General features: G+C 54.7%; 23 protein-coding genes and 1 riboswitch. Of the genes, 6 read left to right on the forward strand and 17 right to left on the reverse strand.

Translation table 11 applies throughout. The annotated features are described in order from the left end of the window. Positions 1 to 20: 20 nt before the first annotated feature. The 14 genes from HRQ63_RS09765 to HRQ63_RS09830 form a co-directional block, all read right to left on the reverse strand. Complete coding sequence (locus HRQ63_RS09765; protein ID WP_172242509.1) at positions 21 to 1,079, reverse strand: ATP-grasp domain-containing protein; 1,059 nt, start codon at positions 1,077 to 1,079, stop codon at positions 21 to 23. Between the two features lie 115 nt (positions 1,080 to 1,194). Continuing rightward, on the reverse strand, positions 1,195 to 2,028 hold the full coding sequence (locus tag HRQ63_RS09770; protein WP_172242512.1) for an HAD family hydrolase: 834 nt from the start codon (positions 2,026 to 2,028) through the stop codon (positions 1,195 to 1,197). Continuing rightward, on the reverse strand, positions 2,025 to 3,167 hold the full coding sequence (locus tag HRQ63_RS09775) for a cysteine protease StiP family protein (RefSeq protein ID WP_172242515.1): 1,143 nt from the start codon (positions 3,165 to 3,167) through the stop codon (positions 2,025 to 2,027). The genes HRQ63_RS09770 and HRQ63_RS09775 overlap by 4 nt, the downstream gene beginning before the upstream one ends. 1 nt (position 3,168) lies before the next feature. Further along, entirely contained in the window at positions 3,169 to 4,572 is a 1,404-nt protein-coding gene (locus tag HRQ63_RS09780) for a phosphoribosyltransferase family protein (RefSeq protein ID WP_172242518.1), read from the reverse strand. 85 nt (positions 4,573 to 4,657) lie between these two features. After that, positions 4,658 to 5,842: an HpcH/HpaI aldolase/citrate lyase family protein gene (locus HRQ63_RS09785; protein ID WP_172242521.1), complete on the reverse strand. Its 1,185-nt coding sequence runs from the start codon at positions 5,840 to 5,842 to the stop codon at positions 4,658 to 4,660. 241 nt (positions 5,843 to 6,083) lie between these two features. Beyond that, positions 6,084 to 6,902, reverse strand: coding sequence for a TerC family protein (locus HRQ63_RS09790; protein WP_172242524.1), 819 nt, complete (start codon positions 6,900 to 6,902; stop codon positions 6,084 to 6,086). Positions 6,903 to 7,043: 141 nt separating this feature from the next. Continuing rightward, the gene (locus HRQ63_RS09795; RefSeq protein ID WP_172242527.1) at positions 7,044 to 8,507 is read right to left on the reverse strand and encodes a TerD family protein; all 1,464 of its coding nucleotides are present in this window, start codon (positions 8,505 to 8,507) and stop codon (positions 7,044 to 7,046) included. A 41-nt stretch (positions 8,508 to 8,548) separates the two neighbouring features. Beyond that, a complete protein-coding gene (locus HRQ63_RS09800; RefSeq protein ID WP_037283710.1) occupies positions 8,549 to 9,130 on the reverse strand; it encodes a TerD family protein in 582 nt (193 codons plus the stop codon). A gap of 126 nt (positions 9,131 to 9,256) precedes the next feature. Continuing rightward, on the reverse strand, positions 9,257 to 9,838 hold the full coding sequence (locus HRQ63_RS09805) for a TerD family protein (RefSeq protein ID WP_172242530.1): 582 nt from the start codon (positions 9,836 to 9,838) through the stop codon (positions 9,257 to 9,259). Positions 9,839 to 9,889: 51 nt separating this feature from the next. After that, the gene (locus tag HRQ63_RS09810; protein WP_172242533.1) at positions 9,890 to 10,489 is read right to left on the reverse strand and encodes a TerD family protein; all 600 of its coding nucleotides are present in this window, start codon (positions 10,487 to 10,489) and stop codon (positions 9,890 to 9,892) included. Positions 10,490 to 10,811: 322 nt separating this feature from the next. Continuing rightward, complete coding sequence (locus HRQ63_RS09815) at positions 10,812 to 11,258, reverse strand: tellurite resistance TerB family protein (RefSeq protein ID WP_172242536.1); 447 nt, start codon at positions 11,256 to 11,258, stop codon at positions 10,812 to 10,814. 87 nt (positions 11,259 to 11,345) lie between these two features. Then, positions 11,346 to 12,104 (reverse strand): VWA domain-containing protein, encoded by a 759-nt coding sequence (locus HRQ63_RS09820; RefSeq protein WP_172242539.1) that lies wholly within the window; start codon positions 12,102 to 12,104, stop codon positions 11,346 to 11,348. A gap of 101 nt (positions 12,105 to 12,205) precedes the next feature. Then, the gene (locus tag HRQ63_RS09825; RefSeq protein ID WP_172243472.1) at positions 12,206 to 13,489 is read right to left on the reverse strand and encodes an MFS transporter; all 1,284 of its coding nucleotides are present in this window, start codon (positions 13,487 to 13,489) and stop codon (positions 12,206 to 12,208) included. A 79-nt stretch (positions 13,490 to 13,568) separates the two neighbouring features. Further along, positions 13,569 to 14,315, reverse strand: coding sequence for a metal-dependent hydrolase (locus tag HRQ63_RS09830; protein ID WP_172242542.1), 747 nt, complete (start codon positions 14,313 to 14,315; stop codon positions 13,569 to 13,571). 440 nt (positions 14,316 to 14,755) lie between these two features. Beyond that, positions 14,756 to 14,799, forward strand: a riboswitch (PreQ1 riboswitch). A gap of 154 nt (positions 14,800 to 14,953) precedes the next feature. Between HRQ63_RS09830 and queC the strand changes: the two genes are divergently transcribed. From queC to HRQ63_RS09855, 5 genes are all read left to right on the forward strand, one after another. Beyond that, positions 14,954 to 15,616, forward strand: a complete 663-nt coding sequence (gene queC / locus HRQ63_RS09835; protein WP_172242545.1) for a 7-cyano-7-deazaguanine synthase QueC — start codon at positions 14,954 to 14,956, stop codon at positions 15,614 to 15,616. Continuing rightward, complete coding sequence (gene queD, locus HRQ63_RS09840) at positions 15,613 to 16,116, forward strand: 6-carboxytetrahydropterin synthase QueD (protein ID WP_172242548.1); 504 nt, start codon at positions 15,613 to 15,615, stop codon at positions 16,114 to 16,116. The genes queC and queD overlap by 4 nt, the downstream gene beginning before the upstream one ends. Beyond that, positions 16,113 to 16,865 carry a 7-carboxy-7-deazaguanine synthase QueE gene (gene queE / locus HRQ63_RS09845; protein ID WP_172242551.1) on the forward strand — a complete coding sequence of 251 codons (753 nt, stop codon included), beginning with the start codon at positions 16,113 to 16,115 and terminating at the stop codon, positions 16,863 to 16,865. Before queD ends, queE begins: the two co-directional genes overlap by 4 nt. 42 nt (positions 16,866 to 16,907) lie before the next feature. Then, on the forward strand, positions 16,908 to 17,405 hold the full coding sequence (gene queF / locus HRQ63_RS09850; RefSeq protein WP_172242554.1) for a preQ(1) synthase: 498 nt from the start codon (positions 16,908 to 16,910) through the stop codon (positions 17,403 to 17,405). Between the two features lie 200 nt (positions 17,406 to 17,605). Continuing rightward, entirely contained in the window at positions 17,606 to 18,001 is a 396-nt protein-coding gene (locus HRQ63_RS09855) for a rhodanese-like domain-containing protein (RefSeq protein ID WP_037283728.1), read from the forward strand. A 276-nt stretch (positions 18,002 to 18,277) separates the two neighbouring features. Here the strand turns inward: HRQ63_RS09855 and HRQ63_RS09860 are convergent, their stop codons facing one another. The 3 genes from HRQ63_RS09860 to licT all read right to left on the reverse strand — a co-directional run bounded on the left by HRQ63_RS09860 (position 18,278) and on the right by licT (position 22,771). After that, the gene (locus tag HRQ63_RS09860) at positions 18,278 to 19,741 is read right to left on the reverse strand and encodes a glycoside hydrolase family 1 protein (protein WP_172242557.1); all 1,464 of its coding nucleotides are present in this window, start codon (positions 19,739 to 19,741) and stop codon (positions 18,278 to 18,280) included. Between the two features lie 97 nt (positions 19,742 to 19,838). After that, positions 19,839 to 21,764, reverse strand: a complete 1,926-nt coding sequence (locus tag HRQ63_RS09865; protein WP_172242560.1) for a beta-glucoside-specific PTS transporter subunit IIABC — start codon at positions 21,762 to 21,764, stop codon at positions 19,839 to 19,841. Between the two features lie 167 nt (positions 21,765 to 21,931). Beyond that, positions 21,932 to 22,771: a BglG family transcription antiterminator LicT gene (gene licT, locus HRQ63_RS09870; protein ID WP_172242563.1), complete on the reverse strand. Its 840-nt coding sequence runs from the start codon at positions 22,769 to 22,771 to the stop codon at positions 21,932 to 21,934. A 461-nt stretch (positions 22,772 to 23,232) separates the two neighbouring features. Between licT and HRQ63_RS09875 the strand changes: the two genes are divergently transcribed. Continuing rightward, complete coding sequence (locus HRQ63_RS09875; protein WP_172242566.1) at positions 23,233 to 24,540, forward strand: MFS transporter; 1,308 nt, start codon at positions 23,233 to 23,235, stop codon at positions 24,538 to 24,540. The last annotated feature ends 84 nt before the right edge of the window (positions 24,541 to 24,624 follow it).

Below are 24,624 nucleotides of genomic sequence, written 5' to 3' on the forward strand. Positions count from 1 at the left end.
CGCTTGTCCGTTCAGACAAGTTACTTGAGGCCGTGCGCTCCCGCCTCGCCGCGAACAGGGTCCAGCCTTACGGCTTGCTCTACGTAACTCGCTTTGATTCCGAACTGCGGATGCGGCATCGGGAATGTCTCGCCAAATGCCGATTTGACGGCCAGGTAAGGGAAATTCACGCCGGATAGGCAGGTGATGTACAACCCTCCCGACATGCGAGGGTTGATTTCCAGCAGTTTGGGAATACCTTTATTGTACTTCACCTGCACGTTAAAAGCATAGGGAATGCGGCAATTTTCCGCAATCCGGCGCGAGAGCGCCAACAGCTCTTCCGAATACTCCAGGTGATACACGCGACCTTCCGATTTGCGCCGGGGAACGGCCGTCAACAGGTTCCCCGCCGCATCCGCCAGGCAATCGATGCTGTACTCTTCGCCTTCGAGCAGCTCCATAACCATCAGATCTTGAAAGCTTTCCACGGAAGAGAGCGTTCGGTACGCCTCTTCATAGGTCGTCTCCAGCGTCACGTAACCGTACAGTTCCTCCAGCGGATCGCCGGCTTTATCCTTCACGATCCGGAAACCCATGCCGCCTTCGGCCTCCGTCGGTTTGAAGCAGACGCGTTCCCCCGCTTCCGTCAACTCCCGGTAAGCCTGCGCAAACTGCTCCGCTGTCCGCACGACCCGATAGTCCGGAATCTCCACGACGCCTTTTCCTTCCAGCGAGCGATAGAACTTTTCCTTATTCATCATATTTTGCAGCAATTCCATATCGCCGCAGACCATGACTTTCGTGCCGACTTCCTCAAACCGTTTGATATTTTGCGCAATCGATTCCATATGCAGACGCGGAATGAACAAGTCTATGCCATGCCGTTTGCAAAAGTCGAGGCAGAACGCGATATAGGCTTCGCCTTCGACTTCCGGCTCGACTTCTTTGACGTCGCTTGCTCCCAGCGAGACATGATCAATGTTGGGATGCGTCCCGTAAAACTCGAAACGTTCTCCTTCTTCGTTCTCACGAATCAGATTCACATAATGATAAGCGACGGAAAACCAGCGATTCATCCATATTTTTCTCATTGTCATCTTCCTTTTTCAGCGCTTCCGGTACATGGGTTCAGCTTGTTAGCCTATACGGTCAACGCAATGATGGTGTCGGAATTACGGTGTACTACGCTCGAAAAGGCTGCCCGGTTTCGCTTCAGCGCATTTTTGGCGATTCTGAAGCCTCTTCCTCGGCAGGCAAAGCAAACCAGTCAGCAATCTTTGCGATCAGATCCTCGGCAGCGCCCATTCCGTCGCGATCCGTGAACGTGTATAGGCCTGCCTCCATATACGCCGCATAAATTTCCCCGTGCCTCGGAACAATCGCGTAATCCGCAGCCTTAAGCAGGCTTTCGTCCAGCAGCGAGTCGCCGGAAGCCGCGATCCGGGAAGCGCCTGCCAAAGCTTTGACATGCAGCAGTCCGTCCCCCTTGCTCACGCCGTCCGGAACCAGATACATCTTGCGACCTTGCACGGAAAGATTCCAGCGCATGTCCGCCAGCTCTTTTCGAAAATCCTCGACGACGTCCAAAGGCATATTCTCCCGCTCCAAAATGATGGAGTAGAACAGGCTGTCCGAGTGACGGTAAGATTTCACCCAATCCGGCGAGGAAATGCGATCGAAGGCTTCAATCACCTTTTCCGCATTTTCGCTGCGAGTCAATGCCTCCGCCACATGGCGCTGCCAATGTGGATCAGGCACGCCGTCGATCAGTACATTGCCTCCGTTGCTGGTCACGGCGTACTTGGGCTTAAACGTCTCCCTTATGTAAAAAATACGCTCATACTGCTCGATCGTTCTCGTCGTCACGGGCACGAACAGCGCCGTTTTGGACAACTCGATCAGCAATCTTGCCGTCTCCGGCGACATGAACGAAATATGCTCGCCTTGGTACAACTCGACCGGAATGACTTCCGTCGAACCGAAAGCTTCGCCCATCGCTTTTTTCGAATAAATCAGCGTACGGTCGAGATCGCTTGCGAAGATCATGATTGTCCTCCGTTCAACGGCTTGATGATCCCGCAGCAGGAGTAAGTCAATTCCGGATACACTTCGACCGGCACGCCGCGATCTTCGGCCAGCAGCAAAATATGGCGGAGGTTCGGATTGTCCAGACGGTCCACGAGAATCTTCCACGGCACGCGGCGCAGCAGCACGCGCGTCGTCTCGCCCACGCCCGGCTTGACCAAGTTGACGTCCGCGATCCCGTAATCCTGCTGGATGCGCGCGATATCTTTCATCCCCTGCCAGCTCGATACGTTCGCTTCCGGCAGATTTTCCAGCCGCTCCGCTTCCGCTTTCGCTTCTTCGCGGATCTCGTCGAAGTAACTGCATACCGCGTCCACGAACAGATTGGATACGTCGTCTTCCAGCCACTCTTCGTAATATTTCGCTCCGTGAAAATCATCCGGCCCGATCAAGTCGTCGCGCAGCACCGTACGGCTCATTAGCCCGGATACCGTGGAGTTCAGGCAAGCGCTCGGGATGAGGAAATCTTCCCGCGTGCCGAACGTTTCCGAGCAGCGCCCCGGATCGGCCAGAACCGCCAAATCGTCGTCGAGTTCGATGCCGTACTTGCTTTGCATCGTTTCCTTCGCTTCGGCCAATACGCCCCGAATCGCGCCTTTGCCTGTCCAGCCGTCCACGAATTGAATGCGACGTCCCGGATGCTCGCGCAGCATATACAGCACCGCGTTCTCGTCGATTCCTTTGCCGCGAATGATCGAGATGCTGTAATGAGGCAGTTCCGCCCCGTACACCGCCAGGAAATAACGCTTGATCAGAATCCCGATCGGCGTGCCGGCACGAGCCAGCGAAGCCAATACGAAGTCCGTACCGTGCCGGGCTGCCAAACGTTCCGAGACAATGCCTGCGTCCCTAGCCACTTTTCGCGCGGTCGCTTCCAATGTCTCGTGGAACAACTTCAAATACTCCGCGGTCGGCTTGTATTCCACCGGCAGCATCTCGGAATAATGCGTGCCGCCTTGAATCGCTTCCTCGCGATCTTCGGTTCCGCGCTCCAGATTCACGTCGCTTAAGTTTTTCAGCAAAAAGACAACATCGTCAGGGCTGTAACTACCCAATCGTTCAGGCGCGGGCAGCAGTTTGGAGGATACGTGATTCGACATATTATTTTTCCCCTTCCGATACGTTAAGCTCGTTTGATCCTGTTCCCGCAACGACGAGATGCACAATCGGCACTCCGCTATTTTCCAAAGCATGCAACAACGGCTTTACGCGATCTTCGATTGACGCGCGCTCCAGAAAAACAAAAATTTCGTCATATTGTCCTTCCGGCACATTATAGAAAAAGTTCGCCACGCCCGGATCGTCCGGCGACGCATGCGGGAATCCGCTGCGTACGGCATACCCTTCTTGATCCAGCACGTGAATCGGACTGCGGGTGCTGGATTGGTACAAAACGCCGTCACCCATGCCGGCCGCGATTCGCATCGGCACATACATAAATTCTCCTGTACCCATGCACAACGTACGCGTTCCCAGACGCTGATCCGCCAGATAAGCCGAAGCTTTCGCCACCTGCTCGCTCAACGCCGCATTATCCGCTTCGTACATGCCGAACCGTCCTGTCCATTCCAGATAAGGACAATCGGAGACCGTACCCGAAGAATCGGAAGAACTAACCTTCAGATGCGTGAAAAAGTCAGATGCATCATGCGTAAGCAGCTTCATCTCTTGGCGGTTCCGTCGATCCGGCGCAGGTTGCGGCAGACGCTCGACCGGCCCTCCTTCGACCTCGATCTCTCCTTCGATCAACGCGATCGTATCGATCGTAATATTCAGTTCCTTTTCCAGTCGGGCAAAACGTTCGCGATCTTCAGCCCCTCGCCAGTCCAGCAGACTCGCTACGACATAATGGCGGCGCGGATGCTTGCTCTGCAAATCGCGAATGATGTTGAGCGCCGTATTGCCGGTCGTGACTTCGTCATCCACGAGCACAACCGTATCTTCTCCCGCAAAAAACGACGTTTTTCGCGCATAGCAGCGGTGTGCGGTCGCATGCGAATGTTCTTCTTCAAAGCTCAACACGGGTTGCTGTCCCACCAGTTCCTCGCGCGTCGTATGCAGAAATCGCGTATCCCCCGCAAAACAGTCATACATCGCATGGCCGAGCGCCGTGGCCGTTTCCGCAAAAGCAATAAACAAAGCAGGCATCTCGACATGCAGCTTGTCCGCTTGCAGTTTGGCATAAAGCCGGCTTGCCGCAACGCCGTCGCTGCGGATTGCTTCGCATACTGCTTCCAGGCTGTACGCATTCGCTTCTCTAGCTGCAATCTCCGCATCATCGTTCAACGACGATTCTGCTCTTCGGCGCTGCCACAGCAGGGCGAGCGCCGCGCCTCCCAGCAACGATTTGTGCGGGTCAACGGGAATATGCTTGCCGAGGATCCGACTCACGAACAAAAAGCTGCGCTTTTTGTTGATCCGGGCCGCCATTTGAAAAAGGTCGTCGGGATGAAGATTGAACGGGTTGGCATTCAAACGAACGCGTACCGTTAATCCTTCCGGCATTGCGTATACATATTCATCCTGCCGAGAGTTTGCTTTTCCGACAACAGGTTCTTCAGTTGTCGATCGATGGGTTTCCGAATCGTTCTTAGCGAACGAGTAATGCGGTGAAGTTTTGGTTTTCATTCAGCACCCCGTAAATTTCCGAACGAATCATGATCCGCCGCGCCCAATTCATATGGGGCTTGATCTCGTTCATTTTATTGTCATAGCCGCTTTTGACGACGCCGATCTCGCCGCCGCTGCTGGATAGAATATGTGAAGCATCCATGTACTCTTCGTGGGTGACCGTATACATCGCTTGAACCGGGCAGATATGCGTAGGATGAATAATCGTTTTGCCTATAATGCCGTTCTCTTTATCCATCTCGACCTCGCGGATCAAGCCGTCCACGTACTTATTGATATACTGCATGCGCAACCGAAGTCCTTCCGGGCCCGCCGTTTCTTGGAAAGGAGTCTCTCTAAGTTGCGGCTTCAGTACACGGTCGCTTTTGAAATATTCCCAGACCGGTCCCGAGATCACGTAACCGCTGCCTGCCCGGCCGAACAAATTGACGATGTCCGCCACGCAATCCCGAATGACCCCGATATCGTAAATGGTCATATCCGGCTTGCGTCGCAGACCGAAAAGGCTGGAAAAGTCGGTAGCTCCGATGCGAACGTTCAATATGTATTCGCGATACTGGTCAAGCAACGCTTTGATTCCGAGCAGCGTCTGTCTTCGCGTCTCCGCGTAAATGACTTCTGCGCTTTCGAGAATCGGCATACCGTACAACACGGGACTGTCAGAGGGTCTGGACTCGTTGTAATCACGAAGGATTTTCAGATAGCCCTCGCCCGTAGATACATCGAACTTCGGAAATACGAGTCCGGTCAATCGGACTGCAGCGCTGCCGATCTGCTCCAAGATCCGCTCTGCCTGCTCCGGCGTGCGAATCCGTATAAAGATCAGCGGAAGCAATTCCGAATCGATCACGCCTTCGTTCGCCCATTCGTCCAAACTATGAATCTGCGAGACGAGAGAAGCTTCGGCCTCCTCTACCTTCAGATCCCCTACCGCGTCCTCCAAATCGATCACGACGGAGGTTAATCCTTTATGTTTGCCCGTACTTAGATCCCGTGCAATTGTCGGCCGGGTGGCCGGCATGTACAAAGCCGCTCCGATCGCATGGGAAAGCAATTCTTTTTCCGAACGGTTGCAGAACGGTGCGGGAGCCAAATGGAACAAGTTTTCGATCTCTTCGACCGACAAATAATCAAAGTAATGCATGAATGAGTTCCCCTCCCACAAGCGGCATATTTGAAAAAACTCCGCCGAACGGAGAAAATCTTTCTGCTTCGAGAAAAGCCCGAATTTCAAATCGACGAGGACTTTTCCTAAAGCAGGAAGCCTTTCTCCGCATGCGGAGGAATAAAATTTATAAACTCGGATATTCGCCATGAAACCGCCGTGCGCCAAATCCCTGACGCACGGCGAAGGCGATTCATCCTATTCGTTGTTCGCTCACGTTTTAATTCGCGGGCCGGCTTCCATTATCCTGCCGGTTTTGCCGCCGTCGGCGAACCAAACTCAATAAAATCGTACCGACGAAGACGGCAATCAACATCGGGAAAAAGACGGCTTGCGGCAATTCGTAATCGAATACGGCGGCCACGATCATTTTCAATCCGATGATCGTGATCAAAATAAAAGCCGCGCGCTCCAATTCCGGAAACTTCTCAAGCAGCTTGAGAAACAATTGGGCGACGCCGCGCATCATCAGCACGCCGATCATTCCGCCGAGCAGGAGCACCCAGACTTCCTGACTGACGCCGAAAGCGGCCAACACGCTGTCGATGCTGAAGGCGATATCCATCATCTCGACGGCAAGAACCGTGCGCCAGAAGCCGTAATTCTTCTCTTCCCCTTCGGATTCGTCAGCCGATTCGTCTTTGCGTCCGATCTTCGGAATGAGCGGAACCCCTCCGAGACGGCCCCACCGCAATTCAAGGCCGAACAGATTGCTCATCGCGATCCAAAGGAGGTAAATCCCGCCGACGATCTTAACCCAGGTGATCTTGACCAGGAACGTCCCGACGCCGATTGCGACGAAACGGAAAATATACGCGCCGATGATCCCGTAGAACAAAGCTTTTTTACGCTGGTTGGGCGGCAAATGCCGCACCATGACAGCCAGTACCAGCGCGTTATCGGCGGACAGCAGCCCTTCAAGAATGACCAGCGTGCCGATCACGCCCCAGGTTGCCGGTTGGCTCAAGACTGCGCCGACATGCTCCCATTGAAAATAATTGGCGAAATTGCCGAAGAAACTCTGAAAAAAGTCCGCCATGATGTCTCTCTCCTTCAAGGCGGTTCAGAGGCGGCCTGCTATGGAGACTGCGAGCATGGTCATGCGGGCAGAGACCTGTGTACAGGACGGATCGAACCGTCGTGCTTTTTCTGGTTAGCGGTATCGCTCATGCCGAAAAACTTATTTGCTGCCGGTCGTCCAGCGAAGCCCCCAGCCGTAAGCCTGATCCAGCTCGCGGTGACCGGAGAAGTACTCGACGAGGCGTTCGATGCTGAACGTCTGGTCGCCGACATTGGTAATCATGGCCACGGCGCACATGCCTTTGCGGCTTCCGTGTTCGTCCATACGGACCACGATATCCGGGCCGCCGCCTTTGATCGTGACGACGCCGTCCGCCTGCGCCCAGTTCGCCGCTCCTTCATAAATGAAGGCATAGACGACTATTCGTTTGATATCGCGCAAACGAGCACCGTTGATGCGCATGTTTTCGCCGCCGCTTTTGGTTCCCGTCCGATCGTCGCCGTCGAGCATGACGTACGGTTCGTCGTTCAGCGATCCGAAAGCGCGTCCGAGTGCCTGAACCGTGCCTTTATGGCCGTCCTTGAGTTCGAACAAGCAGCCAAGATCCAGATCGACCCCGGATGTCTTGCCGAAGAATCCTTTTCCTTGACGTTGGTTCCAATTCAGGTTGACCAGAATTTCTCCGATGGAATTCGTGCCTGCTTTCTTTTCCAAACTGATCTTGTCTCCGCGCTTGGTCAACTCGATCTTCTGGAGACTCGGCGATGCGGGCTGCGGAGTCGAAGTCGGTGCGGGCGCAGGAGTTGGATTTCCGCTCGAAGTTCCGGAAGCAGCACCACTGCCCGGTGATGGAATCACGCGAGGCGAAGAACCGTTTTGTCCGCCGTCTGAAGATGCAGGAGGATTACCCCCGCTTTGTTGCGAAGGACGCCCGAGATTCAGCGGTGACGGATTGCCTCCTTGAGGCTGCGGCGGCTGCGAAGGAACCGGATTGAACGGCTGTGCCGACGGAGTCGGCGCTGGAGGAGCAGGCGTTGGTGCAGGCTCCGGTTCCGACTGCACGTCGATGCCGAAGCTGCTGCATAACGCTTCGAGTCCGCCCGTGTAGCCGCTGCCTACAGCGCTGAACTTCCATTCGCCGTTATACCGATATAACTCGCCAACGACGATGGCGGTCTCCACGCCGGATGTCTTATCCAGCGTGAAACGCACCGACTCGGAACCGCTGCGAGCATCAACGATACGAAGATATACGCCGTTCACGCCCGCAAAGTTCTGCCGCCGCTTCTCGCCTTCGTACAACGTCAAAGAAAAAGCGATGCGTTCATACGCAGCCGGCACGCCGCTTAATGAGATTGAAACCTGTTCATTATCCGTAACGCCCGCGTAAGCGTTTCGGTTTTCCGTCTGAAGCTGAACGGCGCCTCCTGCTCCGGCAGGGTTACCGTAGAAGATCAAATCTTCATCGGCCGTCGCTTTGGAACCCGGACCAAGCAGAAACGCCGAGAAGTCGATGTCGACTCCCGGCGATCCTTGCCAGCCCATTCCGACGACGATCCGGTCGAGACCGGGATTAGTTTTGGTCAGGTCGGCTTTCTGCCCCCTGATGATCGTGGTCGTCACTGGGAATTCCGCCTTTCGCTCTCGTTAAGGTACGATCTGAATTATTGGGCGTCGAGGCCGTAGTTTTTGCACAAAGCGGCAAGACCGCCCGCGAATCCGGAACCGATGGCCTGGAATTTCCAGTCGTTTCCTTGACGGTACAATTCGCAGATGACAACGGCCGTCTCGACGGAAAATTCTTCGCCCAGATCATAACGCAGCACTTCGCGGTTGTCGCTGGAGTCTACCACGCGAACGAAAGCGTTGGAGACTTGTCCGAAGTTCTGCGCGCGAGCTTCGGCATCGTGAATGGTAACCGTAATGCCCAGACGCGTGATGTTCGGAGGAACCAGGGAGAAGTCTACGATAATTTGCTCATCGTCGCCTTCTCCTTCGCCCGTGCGGTTATCGCCCGTGTGCTCGACCGCGCCGTTCGGCGTTTTCGGGTTGTTATAGAATACGAAGTCTTCAATGCCCTTCGCGCGACCGTCTTCATGAAGCAGGAATACCGAAGCGTCCAAGTCGTAATCCGCGCCGCTGCTGTATTTGTTCGTATCCCAACCAAGGCCGATCACGACCTTTTGCAGGCCCGGGTTTGTTTTGGTGAGATCGATCCGTTGTCCTTTGGATAAGCTGATCGTCATGAGAAATCCCTCCGTTTCCATTATTGAAAATTCAAATCAAACCTGTAATGACGACCGAAGGCCGTCTATGTAAAAGACGGCCTTCGGTTTTGACGCTTAAAGCCCGGTCGCGGACTTCTTTAAAAATTAATTTACGGCCAAACCAAAGTCGCGGACAAGACCTTCCAGACCGTTTTGGTAGCCGCTGCCTACAGCGCTGAATTTCCATTCGCCGCTGTGACGGTACAATTCGGCAACCACGATTGCCGTTTCGACCGAGAAGTCTTCGCCCAGGTCATAACGGATCAGTTCTTCGTTCGTTTCTTCGTTTACGATACGCACGAACGCGTTCGAGACTTGGCCGAAGTTTTGCGAACGGCCGTTGCCGTCGTGGATCGTGATGCAGAACGATACTTTTTCGACTTCGGCAGGCACGCTTGCCAGCTCGACCGTCAACTGCTCATCGTCGCCTTCGCCTTCGCCCGTGCGGTTGTCGCCCGTATGTACAACCGAACCGTTGGCGTTTTTCGGATTGTTATAGAAAATGAAATCCGTGTCTGCGGTTACTTTGCCGTTGCCGCCGAGCAGGAACGCGGAAGCGTCAAGGTCGAAGTCCGCGCCGCCGTCGTATTTATTGGTATCCCAACCCAGACCGATCAGAACTTTTTTCAGACCCGGGTTTGTTTTTGTCAGATCGACTTTTTGACCTTTGGATAAGCTGATTGCCATGTTAAATTCCTTCTTTCGTTTGGTTTTGGGTGAAGCTTGAATACGGACGGATTAGCTGTAGCGACGTGCAAGCAGATCGATATGGGGAGCTTGCGCGCCTTCGCCGACCGCGCTGAATTTCCATTCGCCGTTATGACGGTAAATCTCGCCTACGAGCAGCGCCGTCATGCCGGAGTAATCGTCCGTCAGGTTGAAGCGAATCAATTCGCGGCCGCTGCCGGATTCGAACACTCGAATGAATGCCGAACGGATCATGCCGAAGTGCTGTTTGCGCGCTTCGCAGTCGTAGATGTTCACGACGGCAAGCAGACGATGCACGTCGGCCGGCACGGCGGACAGATCGATATGAATCTGCTCGTCATCGCCGTCTCCCGCTCCCGTCAGGTTATCCCCGCCGTGTACGACGGAACCGTTGGGGCTCTGCAAGTTATGGAAGCAGACGACATGCTTGCCGTTCGTCAGCTTGCCCTGTTCGCTCAGCAGCAGCACCGACGCATCGCAGTCGATGTTCGCTGCCTTCTTCTTCATGCCGAACAGGCCGCGGCTTTCCGACTCGGCTGGGTCCCAGCCCAATCCGACCGTAATCTTGGACAAGCCGGCATTCCCTTTCGTCAGATCGACTTTCTGACCTTTTACCAAAGAAATTGTCATTGCTGTCTATTGCCCTCCCAAGTGGAATGGTGTGATAGAAGCCTGCTTGAATTGCGCCGGATGGTTACAACTGGGCGTAATTCAAGATACCTTGAATTATACCTGTTCTCCAGGGTACAAAACAACTTTGCTTCGCGCGGACGAACCGGTTTCGATTGTCCTTGCCTGGCCGCATGGTATAGGTATACGCCGCAAGACTCGGCAGGTTTCGAAATTAAGCTTTTCTTTAAAAAAAACCTCCGGCCCGGACCGTAAAACGGACAAGCCGGAGGTTCTTCCTCCATCTTAACGCTCAATGAATAAAGCGGCGCGAAAAAAGATCTTACAGACCGAATTCGCCCGGTTGCAGATTCAACACGTTGCAAATATCGCGTACCGCGGCTTTTTCCAACTCGTCGAAATCGCCGTCGGCCGCGCCGATCGCGCAGCACACGCCTACGATGACGCGGCCTACTTCCGGCTTCGACTTGAATTTCGCAATCGTGCGAAGCGCTTCCTGCTTGCCGACCATGACGTCAAATTCCATGTTTCCCGCGAAATGATTGAAGCGGTCGATGACTTCGCTCATGTTAAACACTTTAAGCTGCTCGTTGCGGCCGATATAACCCGCCATTTTTTGCTTTTCCGTTGCGTCGATCGTGCCGTCGGCTACTGATACGATTGCGCAGCCTGCCACGATCGCATCCATCAGATCCTTATTTTTGAAACGGCTTACCTGATCCTGCAAACCCGTCTTCGTCTTGTTCAACCAGCTTTGAAACGAACTCATCGCATGCGCCTCCGTTTTATATGAAATGGTTGGAACTTCGCTTTTATTCTAAGATGCCGCTTGCTTCTGTTGTAACCTCAGTATAACTCATTTAATCAGCGATTTCTCCTTCGCCGCTTTCAGCCAGTCCGGGAACTCGCCGAGCAGCCGGTCGTACAGCTCTTCGTCGGAGATTTTCTTGAGATCGTTGACCTGGAAAAAGTTCGCGTTGTCGATCAGGCGGCCGTCCAGATCATCGAGCTGCTTGAGGAACTGGAAGTTCTCGCGGCCTACGCCGACGAACTGCCAAAAGATGCCGAGCCGCGACGTTTGGCGTACGATTTCGGCGGCGCGGTCCGCATCGAAGCAGTTGCCGTCGGTCACGAAAATCACGTAAACCGGTTCTTCCTCGACCCTTGTCGCGTTTACGGTGACTTTTCCTTTGCCGAGTCCGAACAGCCCTTTTTTCACGCTGGTCGCGCCGGGGAAATAGAAATCGGCAATCCGCTGCATGACGCCCGCATAATTCGTCCCGTTTTCCAGCGGATAATTGGGACGGATCTCCCGACTGACGAACTCGTAGAAGTTATCCTTCTGGATTTCGCCGACCTCGTAATCCTTCACGCCGAACAGGAAGACGTCAGCCGCTCCGTTATCGTCGAAGTTCATGCCCAGCCCCAATGTCCGCTCGCAGACCGCTTGAACGATGCCGTTCGAGAACAGTCCCGTCATCGAACCGGAAATGTCGAGCGCCAACGCCACTTTGGCCCGTTGATTGCCCAGCCCTCTTTTATCCAGCGAAATCGTGGCCGTCTTGGACAGGCTGATCAGGTTCTCCTCTGCCTTTTTGCGCAAATCGATACTCATGTTTGCATCCCCTTTCCGCCTGCTTGGAACGTGAACGCACGGCCCGAGACAGACGCCTTTGCCTCTCACTCTAACATTGCAGGGGCTTTTCTAAAAGGAATTTATTGGATGCTCTCTTCCGTTTGGGTTCGAACCGCAAAATGACGGCGCACCGCGATTCCGATGGCAAACGCCAATAACGACATGCCGCCCGCATAGACGTACAAGTTGACGATTCCGATCGTTTCCGCCAACTTGGCCATGCCCAAAAGCGACGCGCAGAAGATCAGGTTAAGCACGGTCGCTTGCGCGGACAGCACTTTGGGCAGTTCTTCTTCGTTTGCGCTTTGCTGAATCAATGTACGGCGCGAGATCATCGACAATTCCGCGAACGGACCCATGATCAGAACCAAAAGCAGCGCGACGGCCGGTGAAGTCGTTTGCGCATAAACGAGCGTGATCGCCGCATAAACGAAAATCCCGGCCAGCATGGAATCGAATAGGCGCCGCTGCAACTTTTTGACCAAAGCGACTACGAGGATTCCGCCCAGCACGGCACCCGCAAAGTACGAGGCGTTGATGAATCCCCACCATTCTTCTCCCTGCCCCAAAGCTTCCTGAACGAACAACAGCGTAAACGCGCCGACCCAGACCGAACCGCCCAGCATATCGATGGAGTCGATCAAAGTCAGGGCACGAAGTTTTCGGCTGCGACCGATCAACTTCCACCCTTCGAGCAAGGCTTCGCGGCGCGTTACGGTTGCTTGAAGATTCGCAGGCCGATCCCCTTCGACTCCTTCAGTCGCTGCGGATACCTGACCTTCGAGCCGATCGCGCCGTGAAGGCTCCCGAATCAACGCGGTGAAAACGAAAGCTGCGGCATACAACACAAAAGCGATCCCCATCACCCGAGGAGCACCGGCAAACGCTACAAGAACCCCGCTAACGCCCCACCCTGCAAACTGGACCGTCTGGTCGCTGACCGAGATCAATCCGTTAGCCCGCATCAACCAATCCTTTTCGACGAGGCGCGGAACCAAAGCGTTGCGTACGGGCGTCGTCCATCCATCGAGAAAAGACATCAGGAACACCAGCGTAAACACGACGATCAGCGAAGGCAAACCTTCGGCAGACTGCAAATACCAGGCCAACGCCGCAAAAAAGAGCAATTGACCGCCCTGCGATAACAGCATCAGGCGAGGCAAACGGAACCTGCGCAGCATGAGCGGTGCCAAAAAACCGCTGATGATCTGCGAAAAAATACGGAAAAAGGGCACCAGAATGGTTGAGACCACCGATTCCGTGCCTTGAAGAACGAGTACGGTCAACGCCGTCACGTATAAAATATCGGCCGCGTTGGACATCGTTTGCGACGACCATAGCCAATAAAAAGACTGTCTTTTCATCACTGGATTCTCTCCTAAGGTACTGGAATATGAAAATGTCAAAGAACGTATGACTGACAATCAAACCGTCTTTGCCCACTCAAGCCGTCCATTGGAGATACAAGCGTGCGCCGTACTCGATCAAACGAATGCCGAACACGGCGGCAAACAGAATGATCGTGATCCAGATTCCGATCCGTTCGATCCGCTTTCCGGACTTTTTGCCCGTAGTCATGATCGCGAAACGAATCTTCCATTTCAAAGGAGGAAGAGGCCGAATGCCGTTCTTGCTCAGCGAATCGCAAATCAGATGCAGCGCATAAGCCATGCCTCCGGCCAGCCAAATCGACGGTCCGTGCGAGCCGGTCAGTCCGTATAACAGCAGCGTCCAGGCCGCTGTCGCGTAAAAGGTATGCGTAATGCCACGGTGCGGAGCCAGCGAAAAAACGATAAGCAAAATGCCGCCCATGCGATTCCAGGGAGCATATTTCTCTCCCAGCACGATGACGGCCAACCCGATCAGCACGAACGCGCCTTTGCGCAGGGCCTGCTCGGGCAAAAACATGGCGACGACCGCGATCGCGGCCAGCACGCTGTTCCAGGGTTGTTCGATCGGCGCGTAAAACAAAAGCGCCGCGGCGATCAGCAGCATCGCCGACTGCAAAATGCGCAGAAGCCGATCCGGCAGCGCGCGGGTAACGAGTATCGAATTGGGATGATCGATATCCGGCAGCAGCGAGCTGATGCCCGCAATCGCGACTGCCCCGAACGTCACAGGTGCTCCGGTTAATGCCAATAGGGACAGCGAAACGCCGGTCCCTATGATGAAGTGAGCCTTTCCCATCATAGTCTTGGTTGTCCTTTCCTCTTGTCGCCATCTACGATCTCGCTCGGGCATCCCCTTATGGAAACATTCATGATACCGTAGATGGTTGGGATGCTCATAGGGAATTTGTCATTCTTCAAAATTTCAAAAATTAGTCCACTTTTACAACGGAAACACGCTCCTTGACACCTTTGATTTATTTAAAACCTTTTGGCAAAGTCTATGTATGTTTTGCTGCTCCAATCATATCATAGCCGTGTTCGCACCTCAATACGAACACCGCATTTTCGCGAACGAATATTCGGGGATCTTTATGAGTCGGTTCGGGCAAAAAAAGCTGCGGAGCGGACTCTTATTTGTATCGCGCGCAACAAATTTGTGCTATACTATAGCACGCTGCGAAGAGATGTTCCTCCGCGGCGCACAATCGCATAGACGAAGAGACTCCGTACTTTCCAAGTACGGGAGAGGTTCGAGAACTCCCTCTATAAAAAACTAATCGCTGCCCCGCCGATACCGAGGCTTTTTCGGCGTATTCGAAGCGCGATCCTGCGACCTGAGGGACATCTATGCCCAAAATCGGTCGTCAGCTGTTTTTTACCGGCAAGTTCCTGGACCTCTTTCCTTCCCATTTCATGAAGAAGAAAGAGGTTTTTTGCATGCTTAAAAACGAAAAAGCGGTCGTCGTGTTCAGCGGCGGCCAAGACAGCACGACCTGCCTGTTCTGGGCCAAGCAAACGTTTGCCGAAGTTCAAGCGGTTACCTTCGATTACGGACAACGTCACAAGCTCGAGATCGAATGTGCCCGGGCCATTGCCGAAGAGCTGGACGTCAAGCATACGGTGCTCGACATGAGCCTGCTCAACCAACTGGCTCCCAACGCGTTAACCCGCGACGATATCGAAATCACGCAGGAAGAAGGCGAGCTGCCGAGCACGTTCGTGGAAGGCCGCAATTTGCTTTTCCTGAGCTTTGCCGCCATTCTCGCCAAAACGTCCGGCGCGCGCCACATCGTTACCGGCGTCTGCGAAACGGATTTCAGCGGTTATCCGGACTGCCGGGACACGTTCATCAAGTCGCTCGACGTCACCTTGAACCTCGCCATGGATTATCCTTTCGTGATCCATACCCCGCTCATGTGGCTCGACAAAGCGGAAACTTGGGGATTGGCCGACGAGCTGGGCGCTTTCGATTTCGTGCGCGAGCGCACGCTGACCTGCTACAACGGCGTGATCGGCGACGGCTGCGGACAATGCCCGGCCTGCCAGCTGCGACGCGCCGGCCTGGAAAAATATCTTACGGAACGGAAGGCAAGCGTATGAGCGGACACAATCAAGAAACACGCCAACCGGGACCTTTTCATATCGTGCAGCAACTTCAAGTCTTCGGACAAGACATCACGGGCGAGCAGCTTCGCTACCATCGCAAACGCGTGTTGGTGAGCAAGTCGTTCGCTTTCGATGCCGCCCATCACTTGCATGACTACGAGGGCAAATGCAAAAACCTGCACGGGCACACTTATGAGGTCGTGTTCGGCATCTCGGGCGTCCCTTCGTCCAACGGGATCGCCGTGGACTTCGGCGAGATCAAAAGCATTTGGAAAGAACGCATCGAAACCTATCTGGATCACCGTTACCTGAACGAGACGCTTCCGCTGATGAACACGACGGCGGAAAACATGGTGGTCTGGATTTACGAACAGATGGAACAAGCGCTGACGTCGGATGCTTATGCGGCACTCGGCGCGCGCACGGAATTCGTCCGGTTGTTCGAAACGCCGACGTCGTACGCGGAAGCCAGACGGGAGTGGATGGAAGAATGAGCGAGTCCTCCAACCATCCGTCCGCCCGCCCGATCCCCGTGCTCGAAGTGTTCGGTCCGACGATCCAAGGCGAAGGCATGGCGATCGGACGCAAAACGATGTTCGTCCGCACAGCAGGCTGCGATTACCGCTGCTCGTGGTGCGACTCCAAGTTCACCTGGGACGGCAGCGCCAAAGACGAGATCCGCATGCTGTCCGCCGACGAGATCGTCACGGAGCTTTTCTCGATCGGCGGAGACACGTTCGATCACGTCACCATTTCCGGCGGCAATCCCCTTCTGCTTCCGCAGATCGCGCTGCTTACGCAGCGGCTGCACGAGAAAAACATCCGCATCGCCGTCGAAACGCAAGGATCCCGCTGGCAGGATTGGCTGGTGCGCATCGACGAGGTGACGCTGTCGCCCAAGCCCCCGAGCTCCGGCATGGAAACGGATTTCGAAGCGCTGGACGATATCGTTTCCCGTCTGCGCGAGGCTTCCGGCCGACGCGACCTGTGCATCAAGATCGTCATCTTCGACGAAGACGATCTGACGTACGCGCGCGGCGTGCATAAGCGATACCCGGATATCCCGTTCATTTTGCAAACCGGAAATCCTCAGGTATCGCATGAATCCGACGACCACGTCGCTTCCCTGCTGAACCGTTACGAATGGTTGATCGGACGATTGTCCGAGTTTGCCGACCTCAAAGACGCCCGCGCGCTTCCGCAGCTTCATACGCTCGTATGGGGCAATAAGCGCGGCGTATAGATTCGTTCGACCTTACTTTTTTCATATAAAGGAGACTGACACATGAGCCACTCCCGCCAAGACGGACTTGAAGATTTGACGCTGCTGGGCAATCAGGGCACGAAATACGCGTTCGAATACGACCCGGGCATTCTGGAATCGTTCGACAACAAGCATGCGTACCGCGATTACTTCGTGAAATTCAACTGCCCGGAGTTCACCAGCCTGTGCCCGATTACCGGTCAACCGGACTTTGCCACGATCTACATCAGCTACATCCCGGACGTGAAAATGGTGGAAAGCAAATCGCTTAAATTGTACCTGTTCAGCTTCCGCAATCACGGCGATTTCCACGAGGATTGCATGAACATCATCATGAACGACTTGATCGAGCTGATGGACCCGCGCTATATCGAGGTATGGGGCAAGTTCACGCCGCGCGGCGGCATTTCGATCGACCCGTATACGAATTACGGCAAGCCGGGCACGAAATACGAAGAGATGGCGTTCAACCGACTGACGAACCACGATCTTTACCCGGAAAAGGTAGACAACCGCTAAAGCGGAAATCCGGGCGTTCTCGCCCTGCTACTCGACCAAAACAGACGACTGCCTTGCCGCATCCGAATTAATTCTGGTGCGCAAGGCATTTTTTGTGTAAAATAAGATTTGGCAAAACTTTATCTAAGCTGCTTTGGAAGAAGCTGACTTTGGGTAAAAGAGTAACGGATGCAACCCTATTTCGAGGAGGATGAATAAACATGGCTTTGACATTTACGGATATGGTAACCCAAGCGAGAAACAACGTACCCGCTGTTTCTTCCCAGGAAGCGCGCGAGAAAATCAACGCGAATCCGGATACGTTCATCATCGACGTACAGGACGCGACAGACGCCGGCGCCTGCGGACTGATCCCGAGCAGCGCGAACATTTCGCTCGGCATGCTGCCGATCCGCGCCGATCTCGGCGTGCCTGCGGAACTGCGCGACGAGCGGTTAAGCGATCGGAACCGTCCGATCCTGGTGACCTGCGGCGCAGGCGGACAAGCGGCTCTGGGAGCTTACGCGCTGAAGCTGATGGGCTTTACGGACGTGGCGTTTATCGACGGCGGGACTGCGGCTTGGAAGCAGGCTGGGTTTGAGGTGGAGGAAGCGTAAGAAGGTGTGCTACGGGGGAAATTCGTTTCGGTCGCGTGTTGCATTTGGGAAGCAGAATTGGATTTTGCAAGGAAGCTTCCCAAATACAAAGGCGAACGCTAACGCTCCTACACTGAATTTCCCCCTCCGCACCGGTACGCTTCCGGTTAGAGGTAAGGAAGAAGAACATGAAGAAGCCTGCTTTCGGTAGATTCCGAAAGCAGGCTTTTTTTATTTATATCAAACAGCAGGACTATTGGCAGCGATCGAGATGCGCAGAGGAATGAGTGAACGTTTTTAGTTCAACTCCACCCCGTTCGTCGCGATCACGTTTTTGTACCAATCGAAGCTCTTCTTTTTCGAACGGTTCAGCGTGCCGTTGCCTTCGTCGTCCTGATCCACGTAGATTACTCCATACCGTTTGGACATTTCGGAGGTCGAGGCGCTGACGATGTCGATGACGCCCCAGACGGTGTAGCCCATCACGTCGACGCCGTCGAGGATGGCTTCGCCGATCTGCTCGATATGTTGGCGCATGTAGTCGATCCGATAATCGTCGTTGATCGAGCCGTCGGCTTCCAGGGTGTCTTTGGCGCCTAGGCCGTTTTCGACGATGAACAGAGGCACTTCGTAGCGGTCGTACATGTCTTTGAGCGTGGTGCGCAGACCGACCGGGTCGAGGTGCCAGCCCCATTGGGTGACAGGCAGGTTCGGGTTTTTGATCGTGCTGTACAGGTTGCCGCCGGTGACGCCGTATTTGCTCGGATCGGCTGCGGCCACCAGGGAGGTATAGTAGCTGAACGAGATGAAGTCGACGGTGTGCTGGCGGAGGATTTCTTCGTCACCGCGTTCCATGACCAGATTGATGTTGTTTTCCGCGAAGTAGCGCTTGGCGATCGGCGGGTAAGCCCCGCGTACCTGAACGTCCGTGTGCAGCAGGTTCAGTTGGTTCTCGAACTGCGCCGCCAGCACGTCGTCCGGGCTGCTTGTCGCCGGATAATGGATCATGCGGGCCAGCATGCAGCCGACTTGAACGTTCGGATCGATGGCGCGAGCGGCTTTCGTCGCCAACGCGCTCGCGATAAATTGGTGATGCACCGCTTGATACGAAGCTTCGCGCGGGTTGCTTTCGCGGTCCATGATCAATCCGCCGCCCGTGTAGGGCTCGATAATCGTCGTGTTGATCTCGTTGAACGTCAACCAATATTTCACTTTGCCTTTGTAGCGCGTCAGCAGCGTCTCGGCGTAGCGGACGAACAAGTCGATCACTTCACGGTTTTTCCAACCGCCGTATTCAAGCGACAGATGAATCGGCATATCATAGTGCGACATCGTCACCAGAGGCTCGATGCCGTGCTTGTTCAGCTCTTCGAACACCGAATCGTAGTAACGCAGTCCTTCTTCGTTCGGCTCGGTCTCGGTTCCGGTCGGGAAGATACGGCTCCATGAGATCGACATGCGGAACGTTTTGAAGCCGAGTTCGGCGAACAACGCGATGTCTTCTTTATAGCGGCCGTAGAAGTCGATGCCGTAGCGCTTCGGATAGCCTTTTGCGCTTTTGTAGGCCATGGCTTCGGCGATCGAATCGCTGGAGCGGCTCATTTGGGAGCTCAGGTCCGTATAATTCTGTTTATTGAAGTAGGGAACCATATCCGACGTGGACATGCCTCTTCCGCCTTGGTCGAATCCGCCTTCTGCTTGGCTGGCCGCAATCGCGCCGCCCCAGAGGAAATCGGCAGGGAACATTGTTGGTTTTGTCATGGGTTAGCGCTCCTTTTCGTTTTCAAATTCAGAAATGATTGAGAGTTAAGGTGAAGCTGCTGCATCTGCAGCAGCTTCACCTTTTGCGTGCTTCGCTTTACACTTCAACCTTCAGTACAGGCTTCGTCACGGCTACATCGCCGATTTCCAGCGCTTCCACGACCGCGTAATCCGGCGTGTTCGTCACGACCATCGCGGTTGTCGTATCGTACTCTGCCGCGATCTTCTCCAGATCGAAGTTCAAGATTGGATCACCAGCCATGACCTTCGTACCCGATTCCACCAGCGCTTCGAAGTATTGACCGCGGAGCTTGACGGTGTTGATGCCCACGTGGATCAGCAGCTCCGCGCCGGAGTCGCTGTGGATCACGATGGCGTGCTTGGTTTTGAAAATATTCATTACGGTGCCGTTGACCGGCGAAGTCAGAAGGCCTTCCGACGGAACGAAGGCGATCCCTTTGCCCATCAGTTCGTCGCCGAAGGTCGGATCGGCCACTTCGGTCAGCGGAATCGAACGGCCGTTCATCGGCGACAGAATGATTTCGTTGGTTGCCGGGATTTTGGCAGGCTCTTCAACGACGGTGATATCGGATGCTGCCGGCGAAGAAGTCGCGGCTTGCGCAGGCTCTGCTTTTTTAGCGCCGAAGTTGGTCGCGTCCGGAACCGGAATGTCTTCTTTGATGCCCAGGATCAATGACACTGCCGTTGCTACGACAAAGGCGATTGCCATACTGATAATCGCATAAATGAATGTCGGTCCAATCATGGCTGGCAGGCCCGGAAGACCGCCGTTACCCGCCAAGACATACGCGTTGACGCCGAAGCCCATCGCGAATGCCCCGCCTGCGGCACTGCCGATCATGCCGGCGATGAACGGCTTTTTGTACGTCATGTTGACGCCGTACATCGCAGGCTCGGTCACGCCCATCAGAGCTGTGAAGCTGGTCGAGAGCGCTACGGATTTGAGCTTTTTATCTTTGGCACGGAAAAATACGCCGAAGGTCGCGCCCGCTTGACCCATATTCGAGATATACGTCAGCGGCAGGAATTTATCGAAGCCTACCGTTGCCAGATTGCTCAGGATGACCGGAACGATCGCGTAGTGCATGCCCGTCATGACGATCAGGGCCATGGCACCTCCCAGGATGACGCCGCCGACAACCCCGCCGCTCGCAAGCAGCCAGTTGATGCCGCCGGACAGGCCGTTACCGATCACGGTACCCAGAGGTCCGATCGCGATCAGCGTGATCGGCACCACGACGACCAACGTAATCAGCGGAACGAACAGCAGCTTGACCGAAGACGGCATGATTTTATCGACCCATTTTTCCACGTAAGCCATCAGCCATATCGCCAACAGAATCGGAATGACCGTCGACGAATACGTAACCGCCGTGACCGGCAGGCCGAGGAACGATACGGGATTGCCGGACGATAACAACGCGCCCATATCCGGGTACAGCAGCGCGGCGACGACGGCGATCCCGACGTACGGATTGGCGCCGAATTTGCGCGATGCGCTGACGGCGATCAGGATCGGCAGGAAGTAGAATACGCCGTCGCCGATCGCCGAAATGATGCGGTAAACGTCGGTATCGACGGACATCCAGTTCCATGCGACGAACAGCGCCACGAAACCTTTGAGCAGGCCCGCGCCGGCAATCGCCGGAAGGATCGGCGCGAATACGCCCGCGATAAAGTCGAACAAACGCGAGATCGGATTTTTCGTTTTCTTTTGACCGGAAGTTTGGGGAGCAGGCGCGGCATCGCCTTTCAGCGACGGGTATTCCTGCGCCATGGCGTTGAATACTTTAGCCACGTCGTTTCCGATGATGACCTGGTATTGATCGCCCGCGATGTTGGTTCCCATCACTTTGTCCAGCTTTTTCAACTCGGCCGCGTTCGCTTTGTCATTGTCTTTCAGACTGAAACGCAAACGGGTGATGCAGTGATAGACCGAGTTGACGTTATGTAGTCCGCCGACGGATTCGATAATCTTTTTGGCCGTCTCCTGATTGTTCATGTTCGTTCCCCCATAATGTGAATTGCGATGCGCAGGCACAAAAAATACCCGAACGAATAGACGTCTCCCGCGCTGCGGTGCATCCGTATTCGTCCGGGTATTGCCTGATTGAACAGTAACAAGCCCTTTTAGTGTGCGAATCGGCTTTGGGATCCGCACACTTTGCGTTATGAAGTTCGGTTTTTCATGAGACGCTCCAGATGCAGAGACAGATAGAGCTGCTCGGAGTGGGTCATGTCGTACTGGTAATTTTTGCGGATAAAACGTTCGATCTTCCCGATGCAGGCGAAGGCTTCCGGGTAGTTCTTTTTTACGATCTCGTATAGATATTCCTCGACGTCCTCATGGCTGGAATGCGTCACGACGCGCTGGCAGAAGTATTTGAGATGCGTGATAAAACGGAAGTAATTCACGCTGTCCTCGTCAAGTTCCACGCCGTAGTGGTACTTGACGATGTTCATGATCTCCTGCAAAAGCTGCATCAGATGCGTCACGTCGTTCATCGAGTCGTTGACTTCCGCATTGACGAAATGCAGCGCGATGTTGCAAATCTCTTCTTTGGGAAAATCGACGCCGAGACGTTCCTTCAGCACGTTCAGCGATTCTTTGGCCACGTCATATTCCGCTTTGTAAAAATGCTGGATCTCCCACGACAGCGGGTTGCGAACGATCATGCCGTCCTTCATCCGCTGAATCGCGAAATGGATATGATCCGACAGCGAAACGTAGATGCCGTCGCTGATCGTTTTGCCGAGCTGCATGCGCGCGAGCGTCACGATATCGTCGGTCGCTTGCAGAATATCGATCGGAACTTCCATGATCGTGGCTTTGAACTTCTCGTACAGCACCTCGTCCTGCAAACGGAAGACTTTCTCGATCCGCTCTTCATCGACGGGATCGCCGACTTTCGAATTGAACCCGATTCCCCGGCCGAGGATCAGCAGTTCTTGATTCTTTTCATCTTCGGTGCTGACGATATTGTTATTGAAAATCTGCTTAATTATCACATGGACCACCTGTTTTTGAGGATTAAGTGCCTATCCCGAAATAAAAAGCCGGGCGATCGTCCCGCCGTCTTCGACGGAAGCAGCTTAGTTCGGGATAAGCACCAAAAAGGGCAATACCTACAATGAAAAAAGCGTACGTCCGGATAAAGGAGCCTGGACTCCCGTCTGTACGTCTCGTCAATTCATCGTGGGTATTGCCCGCATTACCGGTAACAAGCCTCGCGGCTATCATAGCACTAGCCGAAAACGGCGTCAACCGCATTCACCGATTTACTTGCTTGTTCGAATCGTTCAAAGAAGTCTTGCCGGATACCGCAGCTTGGCCTAAAATGATACACATTCCGAACGTAAACCCTACATAACCGGAAAATTCAGTCAATGCGGCCTTTCGTTCATCAGCGAAAAGCCTTTCGGCTTTTGCTCATTCGAACGACCTGCGTCGATTTGGAGGTACTTCTATTATGCTTGTCAAAAACGGCGCCAAAGCCGAACGGATCGATCCGGATGCCTCGGATCGCTCTGCCTCGAAGGAATCTTCCGCTCCCGGCGCGTCCGACGGACGTTCCCGCAATACGGTATACGGCGTGCTGTTCGCGATCAGTCTGGTGCATTTGTTCAACGATTCGATGCAATCCGTCATTCCGGCGATCATGCCGATCTTGCAGGATTCCATGCAGCTGAGCTACGGGCAGCTCGGCTGGATTTTGTTCGCAATCAACTTCACGGCTTCGATCATGCAGCCGGTGATCGGATTGTTCGCGGATAAAAGGCCGACGCCCGCGCTGCTGCCGATGGCGATGGCTTCGACGCTGACGGGCATGCTGCTGCTCGCGTACGCGCCGAATTACGCCGGCGTCATTATCGCGGTCATCTTCGTAGGGTTAGGTTCCGCGGCCTTCCACCCGGAAGGTTCGCGCGTCTCGCATATGGCCGCCGGTCCGCGCCGCGGCCTGGCGCAGTCGATCTTCCAGGTCGGCGGCAACGCGGGCCAATCGCTGGCTCCGCTGCTGACCCGCATGATCTTTATCCCGCTCGGTCAATTCGGCGCGATCTGGTTCACGGGGCTTGCGGCGCTCGGGATCGTCGTGCAGATCTTTATCGCCCGCTGGTACGGACGCACGCTGAAAGTGGCGGCACAGACGAAAAAGACGGTCGTCAAAAAAGCGATGGACCCGGCGATTCGCAAGAAAGTGGCTTCCGCGATGACGGTTCTGCTTCTTTTCGTATTCGTCCGCTCGTGGTACGTGACCTCCGTCGGCAGTTATTACGCGTTTTATCTGCGCGACGTATTTGCGGTCAGCATCGCCGACGCGCAAATTTACGTATTTCTGTTCTTGGCCGCGGGAGCGGTCGGAACCTTTTTCGGCGGACCGTTGGCCGACCGGATCGGCAAGCGCAACGTGCTGTTCGGATCCATGATCGTCGCCGCCCCGCTGACGTTGGCGCTTCCGTACGCCGATCTGACGTGGACAGGCATTCTGCTGGCGCTGATCGGATTCGCGCTCCTGTCGAGCTTTTCCGTATCGGTCGTCTATGCCCAAATGCTGATCCCGGGCCGCGTCGGCGCGGTGTCCGGTCTGGTCACGGGCCTTGCCTTCGGCATGGGCGGTCTCGGCGGATTGGTGCTCGGCAATTGGATGGACGTCGCGGGCGTTGCTACGGTCATGCAGTTTTGCAGCTATCTGCCGCTGCTCGGCGTGCTGACGTTCCTGCTGCCGAGTGATGCGAAATTGAACGGATGGGCGAAGGAAAACGGGGCGGAAGTTTAAGTTCTTGACCGTGATGCGCCGACATCGCGCAAAAAAGGAAAACCGCAAAGGTTTTCCTTTTTCTTTTGCCTTTTATCGCATGCC

Source organism: Saccharibacillus endophyticus, assembly GCF_013185185.1.
Taxonomy (GTDB): Bacteria; Bacillota; Bacilli; order Paenibacillales; family Paenibacillaceae; genus Saccharibacillus; species Saccharibacillus endophyticus.

Excerpts from the sequence above, each read along its gene's own strand:
- HRQ63_RS09875 (WP_172242566.1), top strand. The coding sequence starts at position 23,233 with ATGCTTGTCAAAAACGGCGCCAAAGCCGAACGGATCGATCCGGATGCC.
- HRQ63_RS09830 (WP_172242542.1), bottom strand. The coding sequence starts at position 14,315 with ATGATGGGAAAGGCTCACTTCATCATAGGGACCGGCGTTTCGCTGTCC.
- HRQ63_RS09800 (WP_037283710.1), bottom strand. The coding sequence starts at position 9,130 with ATGACGATCAGCTTATCCAAAGGACAACGGATCGATCTCACCAAAACA.
- queE (WP_172242551.1), top strand. The coding sequence starts at position 16,113 with ATGAGCGAGTCCTCCAACCATCCGTCCGCCCGCCCGATCCCCGTGCTC.
- HRQ63_RS09775 (WP_172242515.1), bottom strand. The coding sequence starts at position 3,167 with ATGTCGAATCACGTATCCTCCAAACTGCTGCCCGCGCCTGAACGATTG.
- HRQ63_RS09865 (WP_172242560.1), bottom strand. The coding sequence starts at position 21,764 with ATGAACAATCAGGAGACGGCCAAAAAGATTATCGAATCCGTCGGCGGA.
- queC (WP_172242545.1), top strand. The coding sequence starts at position 14,954 with ATGCTTAAAAACGAAAAAGCGGTCGTCGTGTTCAGCGGCGGCCAAGAC.
- HRQ63_RS09815 (WP_172242536.1), bottom strand. The coding sequence starts at position 11,258 with ATGAGTTCGTTTCAAAGCTGGTTGAACAAGACGAAGACGGGTTTGCAG.
- queF (WP_172242554.1), top strand. The coding sequence starts at position 16,908 with ATGAGCCACTCCCGCCAAGACGGACTTGAAGATTTGACGCTGCTGGGC.
- queD (WP_172242548.1), top strand. The coding sequence starts at position 15,613 with ATGAGCGGACACAATCAAGAAACACGCCAACCGGGACCTTTTCATATC.
- HRQ63_RS09785 (WP_172242521.1), bottom strand. The coding sequence starts at position 5,842 with ATGCATTACTTTGATTATTTGTCGGTCGAAGAGATCGAAAACTTGTTC.
- HRQ63_RS09790 (WP_172242524.1), bottom strand. The coding sequence starts at position 6,902 with ATGGCGGACTTTTTTCAGAGTTTCTTCGGCAATTTCGCCAATTATTTT.
- HRQ63_RS09855 (WP_037283728.1), top strand. The coding sequence starts at position 17,606 with ATGGCTTTGACATTTACGGATATGGTAACCCAAGCGAGAAACAACGTA.
- HRQ63_RS09770 (WP_172242512.1), bottom strand. The coding sequence starts at position 2,028 with ATGATCTTCGCAAGCGATCTCGACCGTACGCTGATTTATTCGAAAAAA.
- HRQ63_RS09780 (WP_172242518.1), bottom strand. The coding sequence starts at position 4,572 with ATGCCGGAAGGATTAACGGTACGCGTTCGTTTGAATGCCAACCCGTTC.
- HRQ63_RS09765 (WP_172242509.1), bottom strand. The coding sequence starts at position 1,079 with ATGACAATGAGAAAAATATGGATGAATCGCTGGTTTTCCGTCGCTTAT.
- HRQ63_RS09810 (WP_172242533.1), bottom strand. The coding sequence starts at position 10,489 with ATGACAATTTCTTTGGTAAAAGGTCAGAAAGTCGATCTGACGAAAGGG.
- HRQ63_RS09805 (WP_172242530.1), bottom strand. The coding sequence starts at position 9,838 with ATGGCAATCAGCTTATCCAAAGGTCAAAAAGTCGATCTGACAAAAACA.
- HRQ63_RS09820 (WP_172242539.1), bottom strand. The coding sequence starts at position 12,104 with ATGAGTATCGATTTGCGCAAAAAGGCAGAGGAGAACCTGATCAGCCTG.
- HRQ63_RS09860 (WP_172242557.1), bottom strand. The coding sequence starts at position 19,741 with ATGACAAAACCAACAATGTTCCCTGCCGATTTCCTCTGGGGCGGCGCG.
- HRQ63_RS09825 (WP_172243472.1), bottom strand. The coding sequence starts at position 13,489 with ATGAAAAGACAGTCTTTTTATTGGCTATGGTCGTCGCAAACGATGTCC.